The organism is Pseudorhodobacter ferrugineus DSM 5888 (assembly GCF_000420745.1).
In the GTDB taxonomy this organism is placed as follows: domain Bacteria; phylum Pseudomonadota; class Alphaproteobacteria; order Rhodobacterales; family Rhodobacteraceae; genus Pseudorhodobacter; species Pseudorhodobacter ferrugineus.
On record NZ_ATVN01000018.1, the window covers coordinates 43,580 to 67,813 of the forward strand.

Annotated in this window: 20 protein-coding genes and 2 pseudogenes; 12 read left to right on the forward strand and 10 right to left on the reverse strand. The window is 57.9% G+C overall.

Going from position 1 to position 24,234, the window contains the following annotated elements; genetic code table 11:
• Nucleotides 1-51: 51 nt before the first annotated feature.
• The 4 genes from G560_RS0114900 to G560_RS0114915 are packed head-to-tail and all read right to left on the reverse strand — an operon-like array spanning nt 52 to nt 3,935.
• Complete coding sequence (locus G560_RS0114900; RefSeq protein ID WP_269430467.1) at nt 52-1,218, reverse strand: NnrS family protein; 1,167 nt, start codon at nt 1,216-1,218, stop codon at nt 52-54.
• A complete protein-coding gene (ric, locus tag G560_RS0114905; protein ID WP_028914143.1) occupies nt 1,199-1,864 on the reverse strand; it encodes an iron-sulfur cluster repair di-iron protein in 666 nt (221 codons plus the stop codon). The genes G560_RS0114900 and ric overlap by 20 nt, the downstream gene beginning before the upstream one ends.
• Before the next feature lie 2 nt (nt 1,865-1,866).
• Entirely contained in the window at nt 1,867-2,442 is a 576-nt protein-coding gene (locus tag G560_RS0114910) for a UbiX family flavin prenyltransferase (RefSeq protein WP_022705101.1), read from the reverse strand.
• Entirely contained in the window at nt 2,439-3,935 is a 1,497-nt protein-coding gene (locus G560_RS0114915; protein WP_028914144.1) for a UbiD family decarboxylase, read from the reverse strand. Before G560_RS0114915 ends, G560_RS0114910 begins: the two co-directional genes overlap by 4 nt.
• A 135-nt stretch (nt 3,936-4,070) precedes the next feature.
• Between G560_RS0114915 and G560_RS20765 the strand changes: the two are divergent.
• Nucleotides 4,071-4,205, forward strand: a pseudogene (locus G560_RS20765) (integrase core domain-containing protein); the annotation flags it as partial.
• Nucleotides 4,206-4,269: 64 nt separating this feature from the next.
• On the forward strand, nt 4,270-4,392 hold the full coding sequence (locus G560_RS21670; protein ID WP_280513723.1) for a hypothetical protein: 123 nt from the start codon (nt 4,270-4,272) through the stop codon (nt 4,390-4,392).
• Nucleotides 4,393-4,480: 88 nt separating this feature from the next.
• On the opposite strand, the gene G560_RS0114930 is transcribed toward G560_RS21670, so the two are convergent.
• From G560_RS0114930 to G560_RS0114940, 3 genes are all read right to left on the reverse strand, one after another.
• Nucleotides 4,481-4,888: a hypothetical protein gene (locus G560_RS0114930; protein ID WP_022705105.1), complete on the reverse strand. Its 408-nt coding sequence runs from the start codon at nt 4,886-4,888 to the stop codon at nt 4,481-4,483.
• A gap of 38 nt (nt 4,889-4,926) precedes the next feature.
• Nucleotides 4,927-6,855, reverse strand: a complete 1,929-nt coding sequence (locus tag G560_RS19435) for a PHA/PHB synthase family protein (protein ID WP_081647677.1) — start codon at nt 6,853-6,855, stop codon at nt 4,927-4,929.
• A 68-nt stretch (nt 6,856-6,923) separates the two neighbouring features.
• Nucleotides 6,924-7,241 carry a hypothetical protein gene (locus G560_RS0114940; RefSeq protein ID WP_162140874.1) on the reverse strand — a complete coding sequence of 106 codons (318 nt, stop codon included), beginning with the start codon at nt 7,239-7,241 and terminating at the stop codon, nt 6,924-6,926.
• 252 nt (nt 7,242-7,493) lie between these two features.
• Here G560_RS0114940 and G560_RS0114945 point away from each other — a divergent pair, with 252 nt between their 5' ends.
• The 6 genes from G560_RS0114945 (at nt 7,494) to G560_RS0114970 (ending at nt 14,569) form a co-directional block, all read left to right on the forward strand.
• Nucleotides 7,494-7,901: a hypothetical protein gene (locus G560_RS0114945; protein ID WP_022705108.1), complete on the forward strand. Its 408-nt coding sequence runs from the start codon at nt 7,494-7,496 to the stop codon at nt 7,899-7,901.
• Nucleotides 7,898-8,527, forward strand: coding sequence for a TetR/AcrR family transcriptional regulator (locus G560_RS0114950; RefSeq protein ID WP_022705109.1), 630 nt, complete (start codon nt 7,898-7,900; stop codon nt 8,525-8,527). Before G560_RS0114945 ends, G560_RS0114950 begins: the two co-directional genes overlap by 4 nt.
• Nucleotides 8,528-8,529: 2 nt before the next feature.
• Nucleotides 8,530-9,573 (forward strand): HlyD family secretion protein, encoded by a 1,044-nt coding sequence (locus G560_RS19440; protein WP_022705110.1) that lies wholly within the window; start codon nt 8,530-8,532, stop codon nt 9,571-9,573.
• On the forward strand, nt 9,570-12,332 hold the full coding sequence (gene rbbA / locus G560_RS0114960) for a ribosome-associated ATPase/putative transporter RbbA (protein WP_022705111.1): 2,763 nt from the start codon (nt 9,570-9,572) through the stop codon (nt 12,330-12,332). Before G560_RS19440 ends, rbbA begins: the two co-directional genes overlap by 4 nt.
• 3 nt (nt 12,333-12,335) lie before the next feature.
• Nucleotides 12,336-13,460, forward strand: a complete 1,125-nt coding sequence (locus tag G560_RS0114965; RefSeq protein ID WP_022705112.1) for an ABC transporter permease — start codon at nt 12,336-12,338, stop codon at nt 13,458-13,460.
• A gap of 107 nt (nt 13,461-13,567) precedes the next feature.
• Nucleotides 13,568-14,569 carry an alpha/beta hydrolase gene (locus G560_RS0114970; protein WP_050525219.1) on the forward strand — a complete coding sequence of 334 codons (1,002 nt, stop codon included), beginning with the start codon at nt 13,568-13,570 and terminating at the stop codon, nt 14,567-14,569.
• Nucleotides 14,570-14,607: 38 nt separating this feature from the next.
• On the opposite strand, the gene G560_RS0114975 is transcribed toward G560_RS0114970, so the two are convergent.
• Together G560_RS0114975 and G560_RS19445 are read right to left on the reverse strand one after the other, a co-directional pair.
• Nucleotides 14,608-15,210: a cytochrome b/b6 domain-containing protein gene (locus G560_RS0114975; protein ID WP_022705114.1), complete on the reverse strand. Its 603-nt coding sequence runs from the start codon at nt 15,208-15,210 to the stop codon at nt 14,608-14,610.
• A gap of 3 nt (nt 15,211-15,213) precedes the next feature.
• Complete coding sequence (locus tag G560_RS19445) at nt 15,214-16,917, reverse strand: tetrathionate reductase family octaheme c-type cytochrome (RefSeq protein ID WP_081647678.1); 1,704 nt, start codon at nt 16,915-16,917, stop codon at nt 15,214-15,216.
• Nucleotides 16,918-17,128: 211 nt separating this feature from the next.
• On the opposite strand from G560_RS19445, the gene G560_RS0114985 reads away from it, so the two are divergent.
• From G560_RS0114985 to G560_RS0115000, 4 genes are all read left to right on the forward strand, one after another.
• Nucleotides 17,129-17,581, forward strand: coding sequence for an EF-hand domain-containing protein (locus G560_RS0114985; RefSeq protein ID WP_022705116.1), 453 nt, complete (start codon nt 17,129-17,131; stop codon nt 17,579-17,581).
• Nucleotides 17,582-18,038: 457 nt separating this feature from the next.
• Nucleotides 18,039-18,695 (forward strand): TetR/AcrR family transcriptional regulator, encoded by a 657-nt coding sequence (locus G560_RS0114990; RefSeq protein WP_081647679.1) that lies wholly within the window; start codon nt 18,039-18,041, stop codon nt 18,693-18,695.
• Nucleotides 18,692-20,050 carry an efflux RND transporter periplasmic adaptor subunit gene (locus G560_RS0114995; protein ID WP_022705118.1) on the forward strand — a complete coding sequence of 453 codons (1,359 nt, stop codon included), beginning with the start codon at nt 18,692-18,694 and terminating at the stop codon, nt 20,048-20,050. The genes G560_RS0114990 and G560_RS0114995 overlap by 4 nt, the downstream gene beginning before the upstream one ends.
• Nucleotides 20,047-23,136 carry an efflux RND transporter permease subunit gene (locus G560_RS0115000; protein WP_022705119.1) on the forward strand — a complete coding sequence of 1,030 codons (3,090 nt, stop codon included), beginning with the start codon at nt 20,047-20,049 and terminating at the stop codon, nt 23,134-23,136. The genes G560_RS0114995 and G560_RS0115000 overlap by 4 nt, the downstream gene beginning before the upstream one ends.
• A gap of 516 nt (nt 23,137-23,652) precedes the next feature.
• Here the strand turns inward: G560_RS0115000 and G560_RS19450 are convergent.
• Nucleotides 23,653-24,228 (reverse strand): annotated as a pseudogene (locus G560_RS19450) (Arm DNA-binding domain-containing protein); the annotation flags it as partial.
• Nucleotides 24,229-24,234: the final 6 nt, after the last annotated feature.

The following is a 24,234-nucleotide window of genomic DNA, read 5'->3' on the forward strand; positions in this document are numbered from 1 at the left end:
GAGTCCTTTGCCTCGTCTACCAAGCACAGCCCAAAAAGGAATTGACGCCAGTCAAGTTTGGGCGCGTACAGCGCTTAAAACCGGGTGGGGCGATGGCCTTGCCAGACTGCGTAATACGGGCAACATGAACAGGCCCCAGCCTAAGCTCCATACCAGAATGGACCATTGTAACCCTACAAGGCCCATCACTACGGCGTCGGGGATAACCAGCCGCAGAACCGCCGCAGTACTAATCATGGCAAATGCTGTAACATGGGTGGGGCTGGCCCGCAGCCGCCCCGGCGCGCGCGCCATAAAGGCCCGTCCTGCCACAGCCATAATCATTGATCCCATCGCGCCAATGGTCAACGCATGCAGCATCGTCGCCAGCGTGAACACAGCCGGCATCAGCAGAGTTGTCCCCAACAGCATCAACCCAATCCCTAGCCAAGCCCAGGCAAGGTAAAGCATCATCAAATCCAGATGCGCAAACAACGCCCGCCTGCCCCAGACAATTAGGCGAATGGATTGCATCACCCCCGACGCCATCATCGCGGCCCCGGCCAAATGCGGCCGTTGCGCGATCAGCAAGACGATTGACAGCATAATGAGCCCGCTGGCTTGCGCCCCAAGTGTACGCAGTGGCAAAACAATGGCGCCTGTCGCCTGAAATCGGCTGTTAAGAAAGGCAGGCACGGCCCGCCCGCCAACCACCGACAGCAACACAGCAAAGCCTAAAACAACCGCAGGCCCGAACGGCGCGTCCGATAGGCCCCTCCACCGAATAGCGAGCCACGTAACATCTGCCACGGCCAAAACCACTGGCACCACAGCAAAGGGCAGTTTTTGCCACCTGCGGACGCGCCAGAGGGGCAGCAGCACTAGCCCGGCAAGCCCCAATGGATAAAGGCTGGCACAAATAAGCAAAGCAACTCCCTGTGCCTCAATGAGCATCGAACCGCGACCCAAACCCCAGGCCAGTACCAACAGAAAAAGCGGCAAACGCCCGATCCTGTGAGCCCTATTCGGTCCCGTCCAACTTGGCAAAGCAATCAGCAGGTAGCCACCAAGTGCCGCCCCTGCCATGCCAAAAATAAGCTCATGCGCGTGCCAAAAAGCAGGATCCTTTATCAATCCCGGCCACAACCAAACCCAAGGCACCAGCGTCGCCCATACCCCCATAAGCAAAAACATCGGCTTATGGGGTGACGAAGGGTGGTTATGCGGTTTGGGTTTCAAAGCGCGGGAACAGCACGGTTTCCTCTAAATGAATATGAGCGACAAGGTCATCACCCAGCTTGCGCAGGCCTGTATAGAGCGCAGTCCACGACCCGCACGCACCTTCGGGCAGTACCAGGCCGTGGCTCGCATGTTCAATCCCACGCAAAAGGTCAGTGGCCGTATGATGATCGTCACGCATAACCGCCAGAGGTGCGGCCAGTGCAGTGGTATTGCCTGCCCGCATCAACGGGAACAATACCCGCTCTTCTTTCATCATGTGACTATCCAGCTCGTCATGCAAAGCGATCAGCGCGGCCGTTAGACCCAGCGGGGCATCCTCATGGTCGCCGTGTACGGTTTCAACGCGTTGCGCCAAGGGGATCAGGCTTTCCAATTCGCGGCGATGGGTTTCGTGATAGCGCTCTAAAACATGATCGATCAGCGCCATGGTCTCGCTTGGAGCATCGCGGTTAGCAGCCTCTTGCAGCTCGAAAAGCTGAGCGAGCAGGGTTTCAGGCTCCAGGCCTTGGGCCTTAGCCGCCTCGGCCAGGGGCAACTTGCCGCCACAGCAAAAGCTGATACCCGCCTGACGGAACAGCTCGGCCGCGCCCGGCATTTCGGCGGCAACATCGCGGACCTGTGTGTCTAGGGTAATATTCATCATGGTCATTCTCCGTTTGGTGGTGCCCAGGGTTTTGCTTGGGGCGGGGCAAGGCGCAACAGATCCACCGCGCGGGCGGCAATCTGCGTGGTGATATCTTCGATGGTTTTTGGGAGCAGATAGAACGCGGGAACCGGGGGCATGATGATGCCGCCCATTTCGGTCACCGCTGTCATATTGCGCAAATGTGCCAAGGTCAGCGGCGCCTCACGCGCCAGCAAAACCAAGGGGCGGCGCTCCTTTAGCTGCACACTTGCGGCGCGGGTTAGCAGGTTGTCGTCAAGCCCTTGGGCAATTGCGGCAAGGCTGCGCATGGAGCAGGGTGCCACGATCATCCCCGCCACGGGATAGGAGCCTGAGCCGAGCGTTGCCCCGAGGTCACTGATCGGGTGCAAACAATCTACTAAAGATACCAGCTCTCCATGCGCCTCTGGCCCAATTTCAAGCACTAACGTGCGTTCGGCCATCGACGACAGCACCAAGTCAACCGCAACACTTGTGCGGCGCAAAACCTTTGCTACTTCCAGCGCCAATTCTGCCCCCGAGGCGCCCGAGACAGCCAATATCACTCGCCCCATCATCGCTTGTCCCTCAGATGCCGTGCAATCAGGTCGGCGGCCCGCGCCTCATGCGCCGGATCAAGCGCCATCACCCGGCCCCATTCGCGCATAGTTTCCGACCCGATCTTGTTCGTGGCATCGATGCCAAGCTTGCCTGCCAAACCATCACGCGGGCTGGAGAAGTCTAGATAATCCATCGGCGTGTTTTCAAGAACCATGACATCACGGGCCGGGTCCATGCGGGTTGCCATAGCCCAGACAACATCATCCCAATCGCGCGGATTAATATCCTCATCCACGACGACAATCGTTTTGGTATAGGAAAACTGTGCCAACATCCCCCAAAGTGCCATCATCACCCGCCGCGCCTGCCCTGGATAGCATTTGGAGATTTGCACCACAGCCATCCGGTACGAACAAGCCGCAGGCGGCAGCCAAAGGTCACGGATTTCGGGAATTTGTGCCCGGATCACTGGCAGCGCTAGCGTGTTGAACACTTCACCAATCACCGAGGGTTCATCGGGCGGACGGCCTGTGACCGTACTCAAGTACAAAGGATCACGGCGATGGGTGATTGCAATAATGCGCATCACGGGGAAATTCTCGACCGAGTTATAATAGCCCGTGTGATCGCCAAACGGCCCTTCGGGGGCGGTCTCCTTGGGGTGAATCCAACCTTCAATCATAATCTCGGCATGGGCCGGCACCAAAAGCGGCACGCTGCGCGCCGCAACAAGTTGGGTACGCGCCCCGCGCAAAACGCCAGAGAACGCCAGTTCCGACACTGTTTCGGGTAAAGGCAGCGCTGCCGAAAGCAGCGTTGCAGGGTCTGCGCCCAGGGCTATAGCAACGGGCATCGGCTTGCTTGCCCGCGCCCAACTGCGGGCATGGGCCGCACCGCCACGATGTGCCAACCACCGCAGGATAAGGCGATCTGGCCCGATCACCTGCGCACGGTAAACGCCTAGGTTATATTGCGCCACGCTGTCAGGCGCAGAGCCGTGTGGCCGCGTTATAACTACGGGCCATGTAATCAGTGGCCCAGCATCCTCAGGCCAAGGGGTTTGCACAGGGATCTTGCCCATATCAACGGCGGCGTCCACCTCTTGCACCGGTGCATGGCGCAACTGCTTTGACCGTGTCGCCAACGCCGCCTTTAGCATCGGCCAACGTGACAAGGCATCGCGCATTCCATCCACTGGTTGCGGGCTACGCAATGCAGCAAGGAACGTCCCAAAGGCGGGAATCTGATCCAAGGTCAACCCAAGCCCTGCGGCAACCCGTTCAGGCGTACCGAAAAGATTACCAATAACCGGCATAAATGGCGCGTTGCCTTCCTGTCCAATAGCCATATCAAAGCGCAAAATGGGGCCTTTGGCCCGCAACGCTGCCAATTGTACCGCGGTCATTTCATGCTTAAGGTTTATCTTGTCTGAAAGGCATAGCAAATTATCCCGTTCCTTGGCCCAAGCAAGAAAGGCGCGAAGATCAATGAAGGGGGGCAGACTGCGAATAACAGGCCTCATAACTTTCTTAGGCTTTGCTACCAGACCCGGGCCTTTCTTGATTTGACGATCATCAAGCGGGCTCAGGTTTTGTGAAAAAAGCATGATGCTCATTTCAATGCAGCAAACGTGTTTCCAGCTATGTTGGGCGAAGCTCAGATCCTGATCGAACGTTGGAGACACCACTACAACACAGTCAGGCCGCACAGCGCCCTGCGCTTCTGTCCGCCCGCGCCAGAAAGCATGATGCCGATAGACCAGAGGCCGACCATGCACTAGCATTCAAACCGGATCACCCGATGGGGGCACTCCACTGTCAGCCACTGTCAGCCTTCAACCCCTGTTGGGCAAGGCGGCTGACAGCGCATTAGAGGTGATCCATACTTTCATCACCGATGATGGGATTTCGGATGCCGATGCAAAAGCCTTTAAAAGCCGCGGGATTGATCTGCTTATTGCGGAGTAGAGGGCAGGGTTTGATTCAAAAGGTCTGGTTTGACTAAGCGATGACCCTAAATTCACCTGACAAGTCGATTGAATTGGACAGTATAATCTTATTTTCCGCGCCCCAGCGGCTTTGCTATGTGGCGTGCAGCTATCACCGAAATGACCGCCCAGACTGCGGTGCGCAGGATTATCGCGCCAACGGTGCGCAACTCGAACGCGCCGCCTTGCAGCACATGGACACCGAAAGCGATCCCGACCAGCGCGGTGCTTGCCAAAATGCCAAGGGAAATCCACACGGCGGGACGGTGCTGCAAAAACAGCCCGACTCCGGCCAATATATAGGCAAACCCGGCCAAAAAGTTGAACCACAGCACAAAACCCACGGCATTGCCGACGGCTGCTTGGGCTTCGGTGCCGCCAAACAGGGCGCGACCACCTGAAAATACAGTTAGGGCACCAAAGACCAGCGCCACGATGGCGGCGGCCTTAAGGCTATTGCTCTGAGTGTGTGCCATTTTCTACCTTTCCTTTCGCGTTAACTGTATTGGCGCCTCTACTTTTGCATCACATAGGTGCCGGGGGCGTCGCCAAGCGGGGCGTAGCCCGCAACCGCATTTCCCATATCCGGCGGGGCAGTCATAGCACCCGAATGGGAGCCAAGCCATGTGGCCCACGCCTCCCACCAAGATCCGTCATGAGCATCGGTTTCATCCGCCCAGGTTTCTGGGCTGGTATAGCGATCCATCGCGCCCTTGGTTTTGATTCGATAAGTGCGGCGCGCGTGGCCCGGCTCTGAGACGATACCGGCATTATGGCCCCCGCTGGTCAAAACGAAGGTCACTTCGGTATCGGTCAACGCCTGTATCTTGAACACCGAAGGCCAGGGCGCGACGTGATCCTTTTGCGTCCCGACGGTAAAGATCGGGATACGGATATCGGAAAGTGCGATGGGTTGCCCGTCAACGGTGAACCGCCCTTCGGCCAGATCATTGTTGAGGTAAAGTTTGCGCAAGTATTCCGAATGCATCGCATAGGGCATCCGCGTCGCATCGGCATTCCATGCCATCAAATCGTTCATTGGCCGGCTTTCGCCCATCAGATAATTTCGAACACCGCGCGACCAAATCAGATCATTCGAGCTGAGCATCTGGAACGCACCGGCCATCTGTGTGGTGTCCAGATAGCCCTGCTTCCACATGACGCTATCAAGGAAGGCAAGCTGGCTTTCGTTGATAAAAAGCTGCAATTCGCCCGGCTCGGTAAAATCAACCTGACTGGCAAGCAGTGTCATTGATGCCAAACGGTTATCCCCATCTCGGGCCATCGCAGCCGCTGCAATAGACAGCAATGTGCCACCCAAACAATACCCGGCTGCGTTGATTTTTTGGTCCGGCACGATTTTTCCAATCGCTGCCAACGCCTCCATCACGCCAAGGTGGCGGTAATCATCCAGCGTAAGGTCGCGATCACCCTCATCCGGGTTTTTCCAGGAAATCATAAACACTGTGTGGCCCTGTTCGACCAGATAACGCACCAGCGAGTTTTGCTGCGACAGATCAAGGATGTAATATTTCATGATCCAGGCAGGAACGATCAAGATAGGCTCGGGCCGCACTTTGCCCGTCAACGGGGCGTATTGGATCAGTTCGATCAACCGATTGCGATAGACGACCTTGCCTTTCGTCACCGCAACATCCTTGCCCGGCAAGAACGCCTCCACGCCCTTGGGGGCCGCGCCGACCACGGCATCTTGTGCGTCCTTCAGGGCGTTTTGCATCCCTTGGACAAGATTCATCCCAAAACTCTCTCGCGTCCGCGCCAGCACTTCGGGGTTGGTCCACAAGAAGTTGGACGGCGAGGCCATGTCGAGCAATTGACGCGTCAGAAACTGCAATTCCTGTTCATGTTGCTTGGTGACGCCAGGAACCCCTGTCACCACATTGTGCCACCACTGCTGTTGCAGCAAAAAGCCCTGATAAATGATGTTGTATGGCTTTGTCTGCCAAGCATCGCCGCTGAACCGATTGTCCTGCGGCAGGGGCGCGATACAGGGTTCAGCTTTGTTGGACGTCCCCGCGCAATGGAGCGCGAACCGGGTTTGGCGGCTCAGCTTGTCAGCGGCTTTTTCGACCAGTTGCAACTGCTTGCCGGGGGCGGCTGTAATATGGGTCGCCCAGTCGAACCAAGCCCCCATCAGCGCAGCAGGCGATAGGCCTTGTGTGAAACGGGATACGGCGCTTTGCATATTGTGGTCCAGCGCGTCATAGATTGACGTGCCCTGCCCCGCCCCTTGTGCAATTTGCACAGCTTGCTTGGCTGTTTCAGCGACCGGATTTGGAACCGCGGTCGCATTTATTGTGCTGTCGTCGTTTGCAACTGTGCGGGCAATCTTTGCAGCCTGCTTGGGTGATGCTTTGCCAGATCCCGACTTTTTCCGGCGATCATGCAGCGTCACGATTGAGGGGTTTTCTATATGAGTCATTGGTCATGTTCCCTTCGTTTATTGTCGGCCAGCGCCGGCGTGCTGAATTCGATGAATGCCATGATTGATCACTTCTGAACGGTCATGGTCACACCTTCGGAATTAAGAAATTTGTTGCTGCCAAGAGCTGTGAAAGTAACGCAATTTCTGCCTTTGCGTGGGCCTCCGGCCATGGTCATGCATAGGCTGTTCCCCTCAAAATTCCATATCCCTGAAAACGAAAGCACCAGCATCTTCACTGTTACCTTTCCATCCTGAAGGTATTTCAGGCGCAGATTTACCCCGTTGCGTTTGGCGGTAAGGTCCTTGCCGATAATCTGTTGGGATATCTGCTTCTGCGTCAAAACTTCGCCTGCCATGGCAGGCAACGGCATCGTGGCGATCAAGATTGCCGCGAGAACATGAACACTTTGCAACTCTTGTTTCTCCTTCCTTTTCTCTGCACCCAACTTCTGCGATCCAGATCAATCCGAGGGGCGCCACAGCGTTTGCGCCCCCCTGCTCTCGGCAGCACCAGAATCCAATGCTTGCAGTAAATGCGCGACTCGCATATGATAGTAATCAGTTACTATCTTTTTTCAAGTCCAACGTCTGTCATAAGCGGAGTTTCGTCTGCAACCATCCCTGCGAGGGTCATCATGCTAACTGGCAAACTCAACATCGCATCGGGGTTCTTGTTCCTGACGCTTTTCATGCTCTACGGTTTTCTGCTGATCTACCTACGGGATTTCGCGCCCGGCAAAGAGCAATGGATCGCCGACTATTCCGTGGGAAAGCATTTTGAATCCCGCTTGGCCCATGCGCATGGTAATCTTTTTGCGCTTCTCAACATCGCGGTCGGGCTGGTGCTGTTGCGCCTGCCAATGTCGGCAAGTCGGGCTTGGATTTCAGGTCTGGCGCTTGCGGGCATGTTGATGCCCGTAGGGATACTTGCGGAGCTGGTGTTGGGGGCGCCGCCCATCTTTGTGCTGACCGGTGGGGCCTCGATGGTCGTCGCCATGGGCTGGCTTGCCGTTGCAAGCTGGCGGATGGATACGTCCGTATGACTGAGGTCCGCGCAAAAAACCTACCTGCCGAGGAACGGCGCAACGTCACCGTTGAGGCGGTGATTGATCTGGCCGGCATGATGAACCCCGGCGACATCACCACAGCAGCCATTGCCAAACACATGCATCTGACCCAAGGCGCGCTGTTTCGGCACTTTCCCAATAAAGAGGCAATTTGGCAGGCCGTTATGCAATGGGTGGCGACACATCTGATGGCCCGGATCGACAAGTCTGCTGCGGGGATCAAGGAACCGTTGGCCGCGATGCAGGCCATGTTTCAGGCCCATGTTGCCTTTGTGGCCGACCATCCCGGCGCCCCACGCATGCTGTTCGGAGAGCTTCAGGGGGCCGCTATGACCCCGGCAAAGCGGCTGGCGCAGGCGTTGATGGCGCAATATGCGGCGCGTTTGACTGATCTAATCCTTTCCGCCAAAATCCGGGGCGAATTGCCCGCCGATCTGGATGTCGAGGCCGCAACCGTGCTGTTCATCGGCACTATTCAGGGGCTGGTGATGCAGGCGCTGATTTCGGGTGATATGGGGCGGATGCTAACTGTCGCCCCCCGTGTATTTCATATTTATCGCCGTGGCCTTGAAACCGCTGCGCCAAACAAACCAAAGGGCTAGACATGTCTCGCAAAATATCCATCGCTCTTGTTTTGGTCGTTTTGGCTGCCTTTGTCGGTTTCGCCGCATGGAAGGTTTTACTGGCCCCCAGCGACCTGCCGCCCGATGGGTTTGCCCGTGGCAATGGCCGGATCGAGGCGGATCTGGTTGATATTTCCACCCGGTTGGCCGGGCGTGTCGCCGAAATTGCGGTGCGCGAAGGCGATCTGGTGCAGGCCGGCGACGTTTTGGCAGTGATGGACACCGCTGAACTCGCGGCACAACGGTTGAAAGCGCAGGCGGCGGTGGCCAGTGCCGAGGCGGCGGTGGCCGTGGCCCAGGCCAGTGTCGCGCAGGCCAAGGCAAAGCTCGCCTTGTCACAAAGTGAACTAAGCCGCGCGGAATCGCTCAGCGCGCGCGATGTGGTGTCGCAAGCCAATCTCGACATCAGCCGCACGCAGGTGCAAGTTGACGATGCGGGTCTTGAGGCGGCTATGGCGGGTGTCATAGCCAAGCAACGTGGCGTCGATGCCGAAAACGCGAACTTGCGCGGCATCGAATCCAGCATTGCCGACAGCACGCTTTACGCCCCCCAATCGGGGCGCGTCCTCTATCGTCTTGCGCAGCCCGGCGAAGTTCTGGGTGGTGGTGGCAAGGTGCTAACACTGGTCAGCCTTGGCGATATCTATATGGAGTTTTTCCTGCCTGCGAGCGCGGCACCGCGGGTTCTTTTGGGCGATGAGGCGCGGATCATTGTCGATGTGATGCCCGATATCGCCGTGCCTGCCGTTGTCAGTTTCATCGCCCCACAGGCGCAATTCACCCCCAAACAAGTGGAAACTGTCGCGGAACGCGAAAGTTTGATGTTTCGTATCCGCGTGCGTATCCCGCAAGATCTGGTTGCCGGGCATCTTGCGCAGGTCAAAACAGGGGTGCGGGGCATGGCTTGGGTGCGATTAGCCGGGCCGGACGGAACTGTGCTTGATTGGCCCACAGGCCTGACGCCGCCACTTGTGTCCGTTTTGCCTGCGCCAATCGACGGGGCGGCACCCGGCACCAAACCATGATCACGGCAAATGCCCCGATGCCATCCGTCGCAAAGCTGGAGGGGCTCAGCCACAGCTACGGCAAGGTGCTGGCGTTGCAGGATGTGACGCTGGATCTGCCGACAGGGCAGATGATCGGTTTGATTGGGCCGGACGGCGTAGGGAAATCCACGCTGATGGGGTTGATCGCCGGCGCCAAGAAGCTGCAGGCGGGCCATATACAAACATTGGGCGGCGACATGGCCAGTGCCCGACACCGCGCCGATGCAGGGCGACGCATTGCCTTCATGCCGCAGGGGCTGGGCAAGAACCTCTACCATGACCTCAGCCTGCGCGAGAATCTGGATTTCTTTGGTAAGCTTTACGGATTGGGCAAGGCAGAGCGTGACGCCCGGATTTCCCGGCTGACCCGCGCCACCGGCCTTGCCACGTTTATGGATCGGCCCGCAGGTAAGTTGTCGGGCGGAATGAAGCAGAAGCTGGGGCTGTGCGCGGCCTTGATCCATGATCCTGATTTTCTACTACTGGACGAGCCGACCACGGGGGTGGACCCGTTATCGCGCCGCCAGTTCTGGGATTTGATTGATGCAATCCGTGCCGACCGCCCGGACATGAGCGTGCTGGTCTCAACCGCCTATATGGAAGAGGCCGCACGCTTTGGCTTTTTGGTGGCGATGGATGCCGGAAATGTTCTGGCAACCGGCAGCCCCGCCGACCTTATGGCCCGCACCAAAACCGGATCGGTCGAGGCCGCCTATGTGGCACTGTTGGGCGGCGATGTGGCACAGGCAGCCGCCCCCACCCCTGCCCCCGCCGTTTTTGAACCCGGCCCACCCGCCATCCGCGCGCAAAACCTGACCAAGCGGTTCGGCGATTTCACCGCCGTCGATAATGTCAGTTTCGAGATCGCACGCGGTGAAATCTTTGGCTTTCTCGGGTCCAACGGCTGCGGTAAAACCACCACAATGAAAATGCTGACAGGGCTCACCCCCGCAACCGAGGGCGAGGCTTGGATATTCGGTCAGCCGGTCGATGCGCAAAACCTTGATGCGCGGCGGCGGGTCGGCTTTATGTCGCAATCCTTCTCGCTGTATGGCGAGTTGACGGTGCGCGAAAATCTGCTTTTGCATGCCCGACTGTTTCACCTTGGGGGCACACTGACGGCCAAACGGATGGCCGAACTTGTTCCCCGTTTCGGGCTTGAACCCTACCTCGATCAAGGTGCTGCGTCCCTGCCGCTTGGGGTGCGTCAACGCTTGTCGCTGGCTGTTGCGGTGATCCATGAACCGGACATCCTGATCCTCGACGAGCCGACATCCGGCGTCGATCCGCAGGCGCGGGATGCCTTTTGGGTCATGCTTTTGGAACTGGCCCGGCGGGATGGGGTGACAATTTTTATCTCCACCCATTTCATGGACGAAGGCATGCGCTGTGACCGCATCTCGCTGATGCATGCGGGCAAGGTGCTGGTGTCGGATGCGCCAAAGGCGCTGATCGCGGCGCGCGGCGTGGCAACGCTGGAAGACGCGTTCATCGCCTATATGCTTGACGCCGCCCCCCCCGAGGCCTCGGCAGATGAGGGTTTGTTGGCCAGTGCCACCACGCCAGACCACAGCAAGCCCGCGCCGGGTTTCAGCCTCGGGCGGCTGCTGGCCTACACCACGCGTGAGGCGATGCAGGTGCGGCGCGATCCGGTGCGACTGGTGTTTTCCTTTGTCGGCTCGGCGCTTTTGCTGCTGATCATGTCTTTTGGCATCTCGCAAGAGGTGCGCGACATTCCCTTTGCCGTCTTCGATCTGGACCGCAGTCCCGAAAGTCGCGCTTACCTCTCGGGGTTTGAGAATACACCGTGGTTCTCCGAACGGCCGCCGATTTCCGACGCAGACGCATTGCAACACCGGATGGAAAGCGGCGAACTGTCGCTGGCGCTGCAAATCCCGCCGGGATTTGGCCGCGCCGTTCGGCGGGGTGAGACGGCCGAGATTGCCGGCTTGATCGACGGCTCCGACACCAACCGCGCTGGCACCGTGGAAAGCTATGTCAAGTCCGCCCATGCCGATGTGTTGGCCAATGGCGCGCCATCAACACTAGCGCTGATCGATCTTGCAACGCCGCGCAGCGCCGATGCGGCCCCGCCAGCCCTGTTGATTCCGCGCTTTCAGTATAATCCTGCGATGGAAAGCCTGCCCGCAATCGGCCCCTCTATCCCGCCGTTGTTGCTGCTACTGTTTCCGGCAATTTTGATGGCCGTCAGTGTGGCGCGCGAAAAGGAAATCGGCACGATCACCAATTTCTACGTTACCCCTACAAGCCGCGCCGAATTTCTGATTGGCAAGCAATTGGTCTATATCGGCATCACCCTGCTCAACTTTGTGATCCTGACGGCGCTCGTGGTGACGGTGCTGGGGGTTCCACTCAAGGGCGACCCTGCCGCATTGGTGCTGGGTGCGTTGCTTTATGCGGTGGCGGCCACAGGGTACGGGTTGCTGGTGTCGATGATGACATCCACGCAGGTCACAGCCGTTTTCGCCGCCGCTATTCTTTCGGTCATGCCAACCTTGCAGTTTTCGGGCATGATCACGCCGGTATCCTCGCTGGAAGGGGCGGCACGGATCATGGGCACGTTTTGGCCCACCACTTGGTACATGGGCATCAGTGTCGGCACGTTCACCAAGGGGCTGGGCCTGTCCGAATTGTTGGGCCACCTGCTGCGGCTCGCCGCCTTTGGGCCGGTTCTGACCGGCTTGGCGATCCTTGCGCTGCGCAAGCAGGAGAAGTAACCCATGCGGCAACTGGCAAACATTTTCTGGCTTGCGGGCAAAGAGCTGAAAAGCGTCCTGGGCGATCCGGTAATGGTGATCCTGATCCTGTGGTCCTTTGTCATAGCCGTCATGCTAGAGGCAAGCGGTGCCGGCGATACCGTGCGCAACGCCGCCATTGCGATACTGGACGAGGACCAATCCACCCTGACCCATGCGCTGACCGATGCGCTTGGGCCGCCATGGTTCCAAACGCCGGTGATGATTACACCCGATCAGGTCAGGGCCGAGATGGACGCCGGACAGATCATGTTCGTCCTGTCGTTTCCGCCAAGGTTCGAGGCCGATGTGATCGCCGGCCTGATGCCCACCGCCCAGTTAGAGGTTGACGCCACCGCCGTATCGCAGGCCCAGCTTGGCACCGATTATATCGCCAACATCCTGTTGTCGGAAACCCGTGCCTTCCTGTCCGGCAGCCCCGACGCGCCCGAGCCTGCCCTGCAACTGGAACTGCGCCGCGCCTTCAACCCCAACGGCAACCCGGTCTGGTTCAAGGCAATGTCGTCGCTGCTGAACCAACTCTCTTTGTTAACTATCGCGCTGACAGGCGCGGCTATGCTGCGCGAGCGCGAGCAAGGCACGATCGAGCATCTGATGGTGATGCCATTGACCCCGCTGGAGATTGCACTGTCCAAGGTGCTGGCGAATGTAGTTGTGGTGCTGGCGGCCTTTACCTTGTCGCTATTCTTGGTGGTGCAGCAACTGTTGCAGGTGCCGATTGCCGGATCGGTGCCGCTTTTGCTGGCGGGTACGGCGGTTTATCTGGCCGCCGCTGCCGCTATCGGCATGTTTCTGGGCACGGTCGCGCGCAGCATGGCGCAATTTGCCCTGCTGGTGATCATGGTGGTGATCCCGATCATCATGCTGTCGGGCGGGATGGGCGCGGTCGAAAGCCAGCCTGATATCGTGCAACGCCTGACCATGGCGCTGCCGTCGCGGCATTTTCTGGCCTTCGCCAAGGCCGTTGCGTTCCGGGGGGCGGGTGTAGATGCGGTCTGGTTCGAACTGTCGCTTATGGCCGGGCTGGGAATTGCCTTTTTTACCGCCAGCCTCTTGCTGTTTCGTCGCTCCATGAGCGTGTCGGGATGACCCGTCGCTGTGGCACCCCGGCCACCCCCTTGGTTTGGGCGTTTATGCTTTTGGTAATACTAGCGGCGACGGGCTGTGCGCCACGACCCGGCGCGCAAGCATTGTCTATGGTACCCACGGGTGAAACCTCGCTTCGGCAGGTGACGATTAAGGTTGCGTCAACGCGCGTAAAGGATGCCACCACAGGCAATTACACCGATGCCCGCGCGCCTGCACTCAGTTATGAATCCTTCACGCTCTCTATCCCGCCAACGCATCAAGCCACCCAGATCGAATGGCCCGGATCCAAGCCGAACCCGCAGACCAGCTTTGTGGTGACAGATCGAAAGACACTTCCCAATTTGGCGATGTCCGACAGCCGGACAAGTTCGAGCCATCGTGTCACGGGCAAACGCGATATCCTGATCTTTGTTCACGGCTACAACTATACATTCGCGGAATCGCTGTTCAGATTGGCGCAGGTTGCCGCCGATGGGCAACTGGAGGAAGTGCCTATCCTTTTTGCCTGGCCATCCGCTGCATCCGCTGTGGGCTATGTCGCCGACAAGGATGCGGTCACCTATTCGCGCGATGATCTGGTTGACCTGCTGGTTGATGTAGCGGCCGATCCGGCGGTTGGAAACATCACCCTTTTCGGGCATAGCATGGGCGGCTGGCTTGTCACCGAGGCTTTGCGCCAACTCCGGCTTAGTGGTCAGGACAAGGTGATCGACCGTATCGATAATGTGGTGCTGGCCGCGCCGGATATCGACATAGATGTGTTTCACCGCCAGCTCCAAACCATCGGGGTGTTGACCCCGCCGATGACCCTGCTCGTCTCGCCAGATGATCGCGCGTTGCGGCTGTCTGAATGGTTGGCCGGGTCGCGCCCAAGGGTTGGCACCACGGATGCAAGTGATCCTCGGGTGCAAGCCCTTGCTGCGGCCAATGGGGTTCGTGTGATTGATATTTCCAAAGTCGATGCTTTGGACGCAAGCAACCATAACAGGTTCGCGGCATTGATGAAGGTGCTTCCACGTGCACCGAAAAGCCTCTTACCCTCGCTTGCCCATGCCGGCACGTTTATCCTTGAGCCGATAGGCGCCACGCTGGTGGCGTCCCAGCAGTGACAGGCTTGGACCGGAAGCCGGGTTCAAGTGCCTGTCACCTATTTGGTTGGTTCGTCGACCACGACCCATTCTTTGCCGGTGACCATCGCCTTGATATAGGCCACGGGCGTTGAACCTGTGGTCGCCATATAGACATGGACCACGACAAACAGCGCCATCGCATAGGCCGCCATCACATGCGCCCAAGCGACTGATCGCAGGTTCAGGCCAGTAAGATTGACGGTCAGATACAGGATGCCCGTCACCCAGATCGCCGGATTGATCACCAGTTTCAGGACCAGATAACTAAGCGCCTGCAAGGGGTTGTGCTTACGATGGAGCGTTGGCTTGGCCGGATGCGGCTCTCCCTTGAAAATCCCGTAGGCATAATAGCGGATCACCGGGATCAGATTGTGAAAGGTGGGGATATAGTGTTTCCAAGCGCCTGTGGTGAAATGCCAGAAAATTGCGAAAATCCATAGCAGGATGATAAGCCCCGCCGCGATCAGATGCAGCATGAAGGAAAGCGTCCAAGCCGGGGTTTCGATTATCCCATGCATCCGCGCACCAGTGAACAGCAAGGCCAAGACCAGCAATGCCTGCATCCAGTGCCAGAACCGCTCAAACCGCGCAAAGATGGTGACATATTGCATCTCGGACATGGCTCATTCCCCCTTGTTGTTGCGACGTGTCAAGATGCGCAGACCTGTGTGAACAGCGATCCCTACCAGCGCTAGCGATAGTAGGATAAGCCCCACGCGGTCTGTCATCGCAAACCCATCGCGCCCCGGAATATAGACGCCTGCGACCTTGGCCAGACGACCATCCTTGGCGTGGCAACTGCCACATTTCAGCGCCTCATTTGCAGGGGCGACCATATGTGTGGTTGGCCACCACATTTCGGTTTCCACAAAACCGTATTTGCCGGAATAGGGCACATCACTGGCTGCCATGCCTGCCGCAAGCGCCTTGTCCCAATTGTAATTGCTCCACAAGGCTGTGTCGCCTTCGGGGCCGTAAACATTGCTTTGGATCAGGTAATTGTTGATTGCATCATAGGCTTGCTTGCCGCGCATTCGCTTGAACGGGAAGATGACCGAACCGGGAATATCCGCCCCGCCACCGATCTGGTTGATGCCAACGATGCCTGTGGGGTCAATCTTGTCGCCCAGCAGCGTGTAATCCACCCGGCCATTCCAAAAGGCATAATCAGGGATCACGTCTTCGTCCCATTCAAAATTGCCCTTGATGCTGAGGTAGGTGTGGCGGCCCTTCTCGTCTTCCTCGGCATAGGGCTTGCCTTCTTTCAACTTGCCCGCAGTCGACCAATCCCACCACGTTTTGGTCGCCACCCCGCCCTTGGCAAATTCAGGGATATGGCAGGTCTGGCAGGCCACGCGGTCAGTGTGATCATTCAGCTTGGCACCCCTAAGCGACAGTTTGGCATGGGGCTCCGAAGTGTGACAAGAGTTACAGGCCAGCACATTGGTATTGCGCATCCCTGCCCGTTTTGGCGAGGTGTTAAACAACGTGCCTTGATAGCGAGAGCCGGGCCATTCGTGGCCATCGCCAACATGGCAATCGACACAAACCATATTGGCCCCTTGCGGCGACATATGCACATCGACATGCGGCGAAGGGTTCAGCAGCGCCGTCGACAAGTCACCATGTTTGACGTTATCGCCGCCGCCGCCGAAAAAGTGGCAATTGCCGCAATTGTCGCGCCTCGGACGGCCTACATTGGCCGCAATCTTGGCCAGATCGGGCGGCAGGTGGGTGAATGTGCCATCAGGCTCTTTGACGACCAGCGCCTCAGCATAGGGTTCCATCCGGGTCGATTGGTTTTTGGGGGTATACAGCGGATGGCCAGCATCAGTGGGCCATTTGATATATTCGCCCATCGTATCATGGCAGGCGAGACAATCGACCTTGGTTTCATCCTTGAAATCAAAACTCTTGGTTTCCGTCCAGCCATAGCCCGCATGGCACGAGGTGCAGCGCGTTTCATTCGTGGCAAGGTTGCCGCAGAAAGAATTGAGCACGGTCTTTTTGCCCAGTGTTTGGCCGGTGGTCGGGTTATGGGTTTCCCACGTCCAATGGATGGATTGCGTCACCTGCTTGCCCGCCTCATTGTGGCAAGTCAGGCAGGCTTTGGTAACGTCAGAGGCGCTGGCAAACGGGCCTTGCAGCTTTTTGAACTTGGCATGATCAGCGGTCACCTTGGGAATGGTCGATTGCAACGGTTCTGTGACCGAAGCACTTGTCTCGACATTTTCATTGGCAGACCCGGTGCCCGGCGCCTCGCTTTGGCCATATGCGGCCGTGGCGAGTGCAAGCACGAGGCCCGCATGTAGCAATGGTCGCAGCATCACAAACCTCCCTACGAAAGACGGTCGCACGGCTGCCCAAAGTGCCTAAACGCGCATCCGGCTTCACGATAGCGTGATCCTCATGCCCACACATTGCAAGGTGTGATTATGTCACGGCAAGAAGCGCACTCAAATTGATTATTATCAAGGACAGCGCGTGAGCGGCGGCGTTGACTATTGGGATTCACCATAGGCACAAGGAAATGACCCTATGAACTTTCCAACGTATCGCGCCAGTTCAATTGGCATAGCAATTGCTCTATCGATCTTATTAGCCGCTCCCGGGCTAGCACAACAATCGGACGGACTGGTGCCGCCGTTCCAAAGTTTCGACGATCTCGACCTAGACCAAAACGGCCGCATCGATCTTGATGAAATTCAATCATACCATAAACGGGTGTTCGCGGTCCTCGACGAAAACAAGGACGGGTCGCTCACTGCTGTTGAATTGAGCCAGCGCTTGGGTCCAGCCATGCTCGGGTTTGGTGCGATCATGATCAGTGATATGAAAGCAAAATATTCTGATGCTTGGAACGTCAATGGCGACGATCTCTTGAGCAAGGTAGAGTTCCTATCTGGGGCGCTGAGCCTGTTTGCACGGGTCGATCAGGATGGAAATAGTAGCCTCGACAAAACTGAATATGGCGCGAAGCTGGAATTGTGAATCTCCTTCTGGCCCCTTGAAATATTGGGCATTACCGTTGTGAAAGAATCTCAGACGGGTGCAGATCAGGAAAGCGATTGCATGCACAACATGCCTCGCAGCAGACCGGACTAGGTTGAGAAAGTCAGGTCTGCTGCAAACCCTTGCCAAGGGTAAGGACTGCTAAATCCGGGCATGACTGTGCTACCAGCGTGGTCCTTGAGAGGCTTTTGTCGACGCGGTTATCTTGGCTCGCACGACGTCACATCCGTGTTCTCCGATATGTAATCCTCCATGCAGATTGGTCAGTCACACCGGACATTCATTTCCGAGTGCGCCAAAATGTCAGGATGCGACTGTGTTTCTACCAAGGTAAATCCTCAATTAGGCATAGGATTGGGGAACAGGCGATTACGCTTGAAATTTCCGCCCCATAATTTAGTTATAGAGCTATTACTAAAACGGAGCTAATTGCGTCATGTTGAAGAAATCGGCGCACGTCCCGGAACCAACTAGGACAGCAGCAATGCGTGCACGCAAATCTTCGCAAGATCGCAAGGCTGAAATTCTGGCCACAATCCTGGATTTGGCGTTTGAGGTTGGGCCGGCCCATGTAACGACGGGCATGCTTGCCGGGCGACTTGGCCTGACGCAGCCTGCCATTTACAAACATTTTCCCAATAAAAAAGACATCTGGCATGAGATCACCAACTCCCTCTGCGCACGTATACGTGAAAATTTGCGCCAGGGCGCAACGGCCAACGATCCGCCGTTGGCGATGCTGAAACAGCTTGTTTTGGGCCATTTGCGCCTTGTCACCGAAACCCCAGCATTGCCGGAAATCATTGTAGCACGCGATCCTGGCAGCGACCTTACCGAGGCACGTCAACAGATCCATGCCGCAATGGGCGAATTTCGCGAAGCACTTCGCGGCAAGTTGAGCGATGCTTCCAAGGCCGGGCACTTGCACCACGGGCTGGAGATTGGCGATGCCGAGATGCTGGTTTTCGGGGTCATTCAAAGTTTGGTTTTGCGACTGATGGTGACGCGAAACCCCACACTTTTGGAGCAGGACGGCGAACGGCTGTTTGACCTGCAACTGGCGCTAATGAAAACGGAAGGAAACCCCCTATGAAACCCGGATTCAAGCTGATCCTGATCACCCTGCCACTAGCCGCTATTGGCGTTGGCATTCTGGGCTTTGTCATTTCCAGCAGCAAGCCGCCGGAACGGGTGGAGGTTTCAGAACGCGCCATTGCCGTGCGGGTCATCACGGCGCAAACGCGGGCGGTCACGCCGTCCATCACTGGCTTTGGCATTGTCGCCCCCGAACGCACGTTTGAGGCGATTGCCGAAGTTGGCGGGCGAATTGATTATGTGAACCCCGGTTTGCGCGATGGTCAGATCCTGGCTGTCGGCGAGGTGTTGTTTCGCCTGTCGCCCGCCGACTTCAACTTGGCCATCGCGCAGGCCAAAGCCAACATCCGCTCTGCCGAGGCGAAACTGGCCGAGTTGGACGTGTCGGAACAAAACCAGCGCAGCGCATTGGAGATCGAGCGCGAGGCGTTGGCGGTGAAAACCTCAGATCTTGAACGGGCCGAGGCATTGTTTACCGCAGGCACCATGGCGCAAGGCACCCGTGACGTGACCCGCGCCGCCCATTTGGCACAGCGGCAAAAGGTGCAGGGTATTGAAAGCACGCTGGCGCTGTTCCCGACGCAGCGCGCCGTGCAAACCGAACAGATTGCGGTGTATCAGGCCAGCCTTGCCACAGCAGACCTGAACATGACCCGCAGCGAAATTGCCTTGCCCTTTGCTGCACGGGTGGCCTCGCATTCAATAGAGGTTGGTCAGTTTCTAAAGCCGGGTCAAACGGCGGCAACCCTCGATGGCATTGCCCGCGCCGAGGTTGATGTGCAGCTGTCGATGGAAAGCTTTCGTGGTTTTGTGCGTTTGGGCCAATCGGCGCTGCCGGACTTGCTGCTGGAGCCGTCGAAAATGACGCAAGCGCTGCACTCGCTGGGCTTTGAGGCAGAGTTGCGGTTGCGCTTGGGGGATGAGGTGGTGACGTGGCCCGCAACCGTTGACCGCATCAGCGACAGCATCAACCAGCAATCCGGCACGGTTGGCATCGTTGTCGTGGTCGACAACGCCTATGACAACACAGGCCAAGACTCGCGCCCGCCTTTGACCAAAGGCATGTTCGTGGAGGTGGTGTTAAGTGCGGCGCCAATGCAAGGCGTGGTCCTGCCGCGCAGTTCGCTGCGCGACGGTATGGTTTTCATGGCCGATGCCGACAACCGGCTGCGCGGCATTCCGGCGGCCCCGCAGCTTGAACAGGGCGAGATCGCCGTGTTTTCCGGCGGGGTTGCCGAGGGCAGCCGCATTGTGCTTGTCCCGCCGGTGCCAGTGATTGACGGGCAGTTGTTGGACTCACATCTTGACGATGCCGTGATGACACGGCTTTTGGCCAAGGATGCCCAGCAATGATCCGGTTTTTTGCGGCCCATCCTACCATCGCCAACCTGCTGATGATAATCTTTCTTGCTGCGGGGTTGTTCGTAACCCCGACCCTGCTGCGCGAAACCTTTCCGCGCAAAGCACTGAGTGAGGTGGAAATCAGCGTCCCCTACCCCGGCGCGCGGCCCGAGGAAGTGGAAACCGCTATTTGTGAACGGATTGAGAACGCGCTGGATGCCGTGACAGGCGTGGACAGCCAATCTTGCGAGGCGCGCGAAAACCTTGGCCGTGCCGTGGTAAAAATGCGCGAAGGTGATAATTTCCAAACCTTTTCTAATGATGTAAAAACCGAGATCGACGCGATCACCGATTTCCCCGAACGGGCCGAGGCGGCAACGGTTCGCCCGCTTGGCCAGACCGATTTTGTCGCCTCAGTCGCAATTACCGGGCCAGCAACCCGCACCGACCTTTACGCCTATGCCGAGGATATCCGCACCAAGATGCTGCGCTGGGGTGGCATTCCCAAGGTGGATATTCGCGGCTTTTCCACTCGTGAATTTCAGATCAACCTGCGCCCGGTAGAATTGCAGCGCTTTGGTATCTCGGTTTCCGATGTCGCGCGGTCGGTGCAGGCCAGCAGTCTTGACCTACCGGCGGGCAAAATTGAATCGGCCACCGAAACCCTGCTGGTGCGCGTTGCCGAAGAGCGCCAAGACACCGCATCCTTAGCCGATTTGATTGTGCGGTCCTCGGCCCAAGGTGGGCAAGTCCGGCTGGGCGATATCGCCGATATCACCTCGGGCTTTGACCAGGAGGATGACGTGATCTTGTTTGACGGCCAACCCGCCGCCGTTCTCGATATCACCAAACCCCCATCGGATGACAGCTTGCGCACGTTGGACGCGTTGCAGGCGTTTTTGGACGCCGAACGTGCGCAGGCCCCCGCCGCCGTGACGCTGGCAATCACCGCCGATGGCGTTTCTGTCGTGCGAGAACGCCTGTCGCTGGTTGTGGTCAACGGGTTGCAAGGGCTGGCATTGGTGTTCGGCGTTTTATGGCTGTTCTTTGGCTTTCGCTTTTCGTTCTGGGTCGCAATGGGGCTGCCCGTGGCCTTTATGGGCGGCGTCGCGATGATGGCGTTGGTGGGCTATTCGCTGAACCTGATGACCTCGCTCGGCCTGCTGATCGTGATCGGCTTGTTGATGGATGATGCCATCGTGATCGCTGAAAACATCGCGCGGCTGCGTGAAAAGGGCTTAAGCCCGTTGGACGCTGCAATTGAAGGCGCAGGACAGGTTTTCCCCAACGTGCTGGCCTCCTTTGGCACCACGGCGATGATCTTTGGCTCGCTCGCGTTTTTGTCCGGTGACCTAGGGGCGGTGCTGCGGGTGGTGCCGGTGGTGATGCTGTTCGTGTTGATGGTGTCGCTGGTCGAGGCGTTCTTGATCCTGCCGCATCACCTGATCCATGCACTTGAGGTGTCAAACCACGCCACAGGCATCCGCGCGCGGGTGGAAACGGCGGTGGATTGGGCCCGTGAACGCCTTGTTGGCCCGATGGTCGATGCCTGCATCCGTTGGCGCTACAGCGTGGCGGGGCTTAGCCTGACGGTGTTGTTGATCTCGGTCGCGATGCTGGCGGCGGGGTATTTGAAATTCACCGCCTTTCCAGAACTTGACGGCGACACGATTGTGGCACGCGTGTTGCTGCCGCAAGGCACGCCACTGGCCCGCACGGATGAGGTGATCGCCCAGCTTGAGGCGGGGTTGGAAAAGGCAAACGCCGAGCTGACGCCAAAACAGCCCGAAGGGGCCGCGCTGGTGCAGCATGTGTCCATTTTCCACGGGTTGAACCGCGATGCGTTTGAAACCGGCGCGCATGTTGTCACGATCAGCGTGGACTTGTTGCCCTCGGCCCAGCGGGTCAGCACCCCTGATGATATAATGGAGTTGTGGCGCGATACTGTCGGCCCGGTCCCCGATGTGATCAGCCTGAAATATGCCGAAAGCACAATCGGCCCGGCCGGTATCGCGATTGATCTGCGGTTGAAAGGCGACGACCTTGCCGCCCTGAAAGCCGCGTCGATAGAACTGCAAGATTGGCTTTGGCAATACAAAGGCGTGACCTCGGTGCTGGATGATCTGCGCCCCGGCAAACGCGAATTGCGCGTGACACTAAAGAATATTGCGGGGCCGATGGGGATAACCGCCGCCACCGTCGCGGACCAGTTGCGCAGCGCCTATATCGGCAGCACCATCAGCGAAATGCAGATTGCGGGCAATTTGGTTGAGCTCACCGCGCAGTTTGGCCTGACGGATCGCAGCGACCGCGATGTGTTTGACGATTTCACCATCAAGCGCGCCGATGGCAGCTATGTGCCGCTGAATGTGGTAGCAGATGTTGAGGTGGGGCAAGGCTACAGCCGCATCAACCACGAAGACGGCATCCGCACCGTGACAGTGCAAGGCGCGATTGACACCCGCATCGCCAACGCAAACGCCATTGTTGGCGACACAACTGCGAGGTTTGTGCCGGGGTTGTTGGAGCGTCACCCGACCGTCATGCTGGATGTCGAAGGCCAGAATGCCGAGGCCGGTAAAACGCAGAAATCCATGCTCAAAGGCTTCTTGATCGGATTGTTGGGCGTCTTCTTGCTGCTCAGCTTTCTGTTCCGATCCTATCTGGAACCGATTGTGGTGATGCTGGTCATCCCGCTATCCCTGCCGGGTGCGATCTTTGGGCATATGGCTATGGGGTTGGATTTTTCGATGCCCAGCATGTTGGGGTTTGTGGCGCTGGCGGGTGTTGTAGTCAACAACTCTATCCTGCTGGTCGATTTTGTGAAACATGAACATGCCGAGGCCGAAAGCGTTTCCCATGCCGCAGCACGAGCGGCGAGGGCGCGGTTTCGGGCGATTTTTCTGACAACCACAACCACCGCCGCAGGCCTGTTGCCGATCTTGACCGAAACCAGCCTGCAAGCGCAAATCCTGATCCCGCTGGTGGCGAGTTTGGTCTTTGGTTTACTGACTGCAAGCCTTGTGGTGCTGTTCGTCTTGCCCGCAATCTATGCCATATTGGATGATCTGGGTCTCAGCACATTAAGCAAAACCTGACGTTGTGCATTCCATTGCTGAGAAAGATATTGCTCACTGAAGTGGGTTTGCTTTTCTGGGCATGCTTGCGGCTTCGCTAAGATGAAATCCGGTTTCCTTTGACCATAGCCCACCTTGGACCTGTCGTGTTAATTGTCACTGAGAGCTGACCCTGCGGGGCGCGGATAAAAAATTGGACTTGTTTTACGTCATAAGGCCAACGTTTGAGGAAACCTGGGGCTCATTTCCATGGCTTCACCCGGGCTCTGAGCCACCTACCGCATCCTCTTCAGGGGGTGCAGGGGTGACTTCTGGCGCTGGCACGGGGCCTTCCGGCCCAAAGGGCTGCATCTGCCCCTCCGCGTCCAAAATGGACAGCGCAAGGTCCGCAGATGGCCCTATCAGCGACCTGAGCCTGTTCCATTGGCTTTGAACCGCCTGATCCAAGGCCAGTGGATCAGCAATGACCAGCATGCACCCGGAAAACTGCCCCGCATGGCATGCTTCGGATATTTTCATTCGGTTATTATTAGTTGAGATTACCGATGCCACCCGATTGGCACGGATCGGTGTCGGCTTTGCGCCCTGCAGCTTGCGTGCACGGTTGTTCGGCTTTTCCTTCGAGGGCCGCGCCCTGCCCTTCGCGATAATGTTCAGCAGTTTCGCCACATCATGCGGCGTGATCTCGGTGACCAGCTTCGTTCCCCAATGTGGGGCCACCAGCTTGGTCAGCATTGATGTCTGATCTGACGCGTTGGTCTTGGCCAGATGAGGCACATGCTCCGCCAGATAGCGGTCGATCATGTCGCTGAACCTTGGAGCTTCGCGCAATTCACTGCGTTCGTCCAAGGGATCCCGCCCCTCGTCGATCTCGCGCCTCAGCTCCTTGGCGCGCTCACGCGCTGCCGTTACTGTCCATTCGGGCCAGCGCCCGATGGCCATGCGGCGCTGTCGCCCGGCAAAGCGGTAATCCAGCGAGAACGACCGGCTGCCGGAGCGAAGGATCCGGATGGAAAAACCCCGCACTTCCGTATCAAACACCTGGTAATCGCGCGCCGCCTCTGGCTCGCACTCCCTCACTGATTTATCGTTCAGGCGCAGACGTTTAAGCATGGATGA

Coding starts and splice junctions, on each gene's coding strand:
- G560_RS0114990 (WP_081647679.1), top strand. CDS start 18,039: ATGTTGAAGAAATCGGCGCACGTCCCGGAACCAACTAGGACAGCAGCA.
- G560_RS0114945 (WP_022705108.1), top strand. CDS start 7,494: ATGCTAACTGGCAAACTCAACATCGCATCGGGGTTCTTGTTCCTGACG.
- ric (WP_028914143.1), bottom strand. CDS start 1,864: ATGATGAATATTACCCTAGACACACAGGTCCGCGATGTTGCCGCCGAA.
- G560_RS19435 (WP_081647677.1), bottom strand. CDS start 6,855: ATGACTCATATAGAAAACCCCTCAATCGTGACGCTGCATGATCGCCGG.
- G560_RS19445 (WP_081647678.1), bottom strand. CDS start 16,917: ATGCTGCGACCATTGCTACATGCGGGCCTCGTGCTTGCACTCGCCACG.
- G560_RS0114950 (WP_022705109.1), top strand. CDS start 7,898: ATGACTGAGGTCCGCGCAAAAAACCTACCTGCCGAGGAACGGCGCAAC.
- G560_RS0114930 (WP_022705105.1), bottom strand. CDS start 4,888: ATGGCACACACTCAGAGCAATAGCCTTAAGGCCGCCGCCATCGTGGCG.
- rbbA (WP_022705111.1), top strand. CDS start 9,570: ATGATCACGGCAAATGCCCCGATGCCATCCGTCGCAAAGCTGGAGGGG.
- G560_RS19440 (WP_022705110.1), top strand. CDS start 8,530: ATGTCTCGCAAAATATCCATCGCTCTTGTTTTGGTCGTTTTGGCTGCC.
- G560_RS0114975 (WP_022705114.1), bottom strand. CDS start 15,210: ATGTCCGAGATGCAATATGTCACCATCTTTGCGCGGTTTGAGCGGTTC.
- G560_RS0114970 (WP_050525219.1), top strand. CDS start 13,568: ATGGTACCCACGGGTGAAACCTCGCTTCGGCAGGTGACGATTAAGGTT.
- G560_RS0114995 (WP_022705118.1), top strand. CDS start 18,692: ATGAAACCCGGATTCAAGCTGATCCTGATCACCCTGCCACTAGCCGCT.
- G560_RS0114985 (WP_022705116.1), top strand. CDS start 17,129: ATGAACTTTCCAACGTATCGCGCCAGTTCAATTGGCATAGCAATTGCT.
- G560_RS0114965 (WP_022705112.1), top strand. CDS start 12,336: ATGCGGCAACTGGCAAACATTTTCTGGCTTGCGGGCAAAGAGCTGAAA.
- G560_RS0114910 (WP_022705101.1), bottom strand. CDS start 2,442: ATGATGGGGCGAGTGATATTGGCTGTCTCGGGCGCCTCGGGGGCAGAA.
- G560_RS0115000 (WP_022705119.1), top strand. CDS start 20,047: ATGATCCGGTTTTTTGCGGCCCATCCTACCATCGCCAACCTGCTGATG.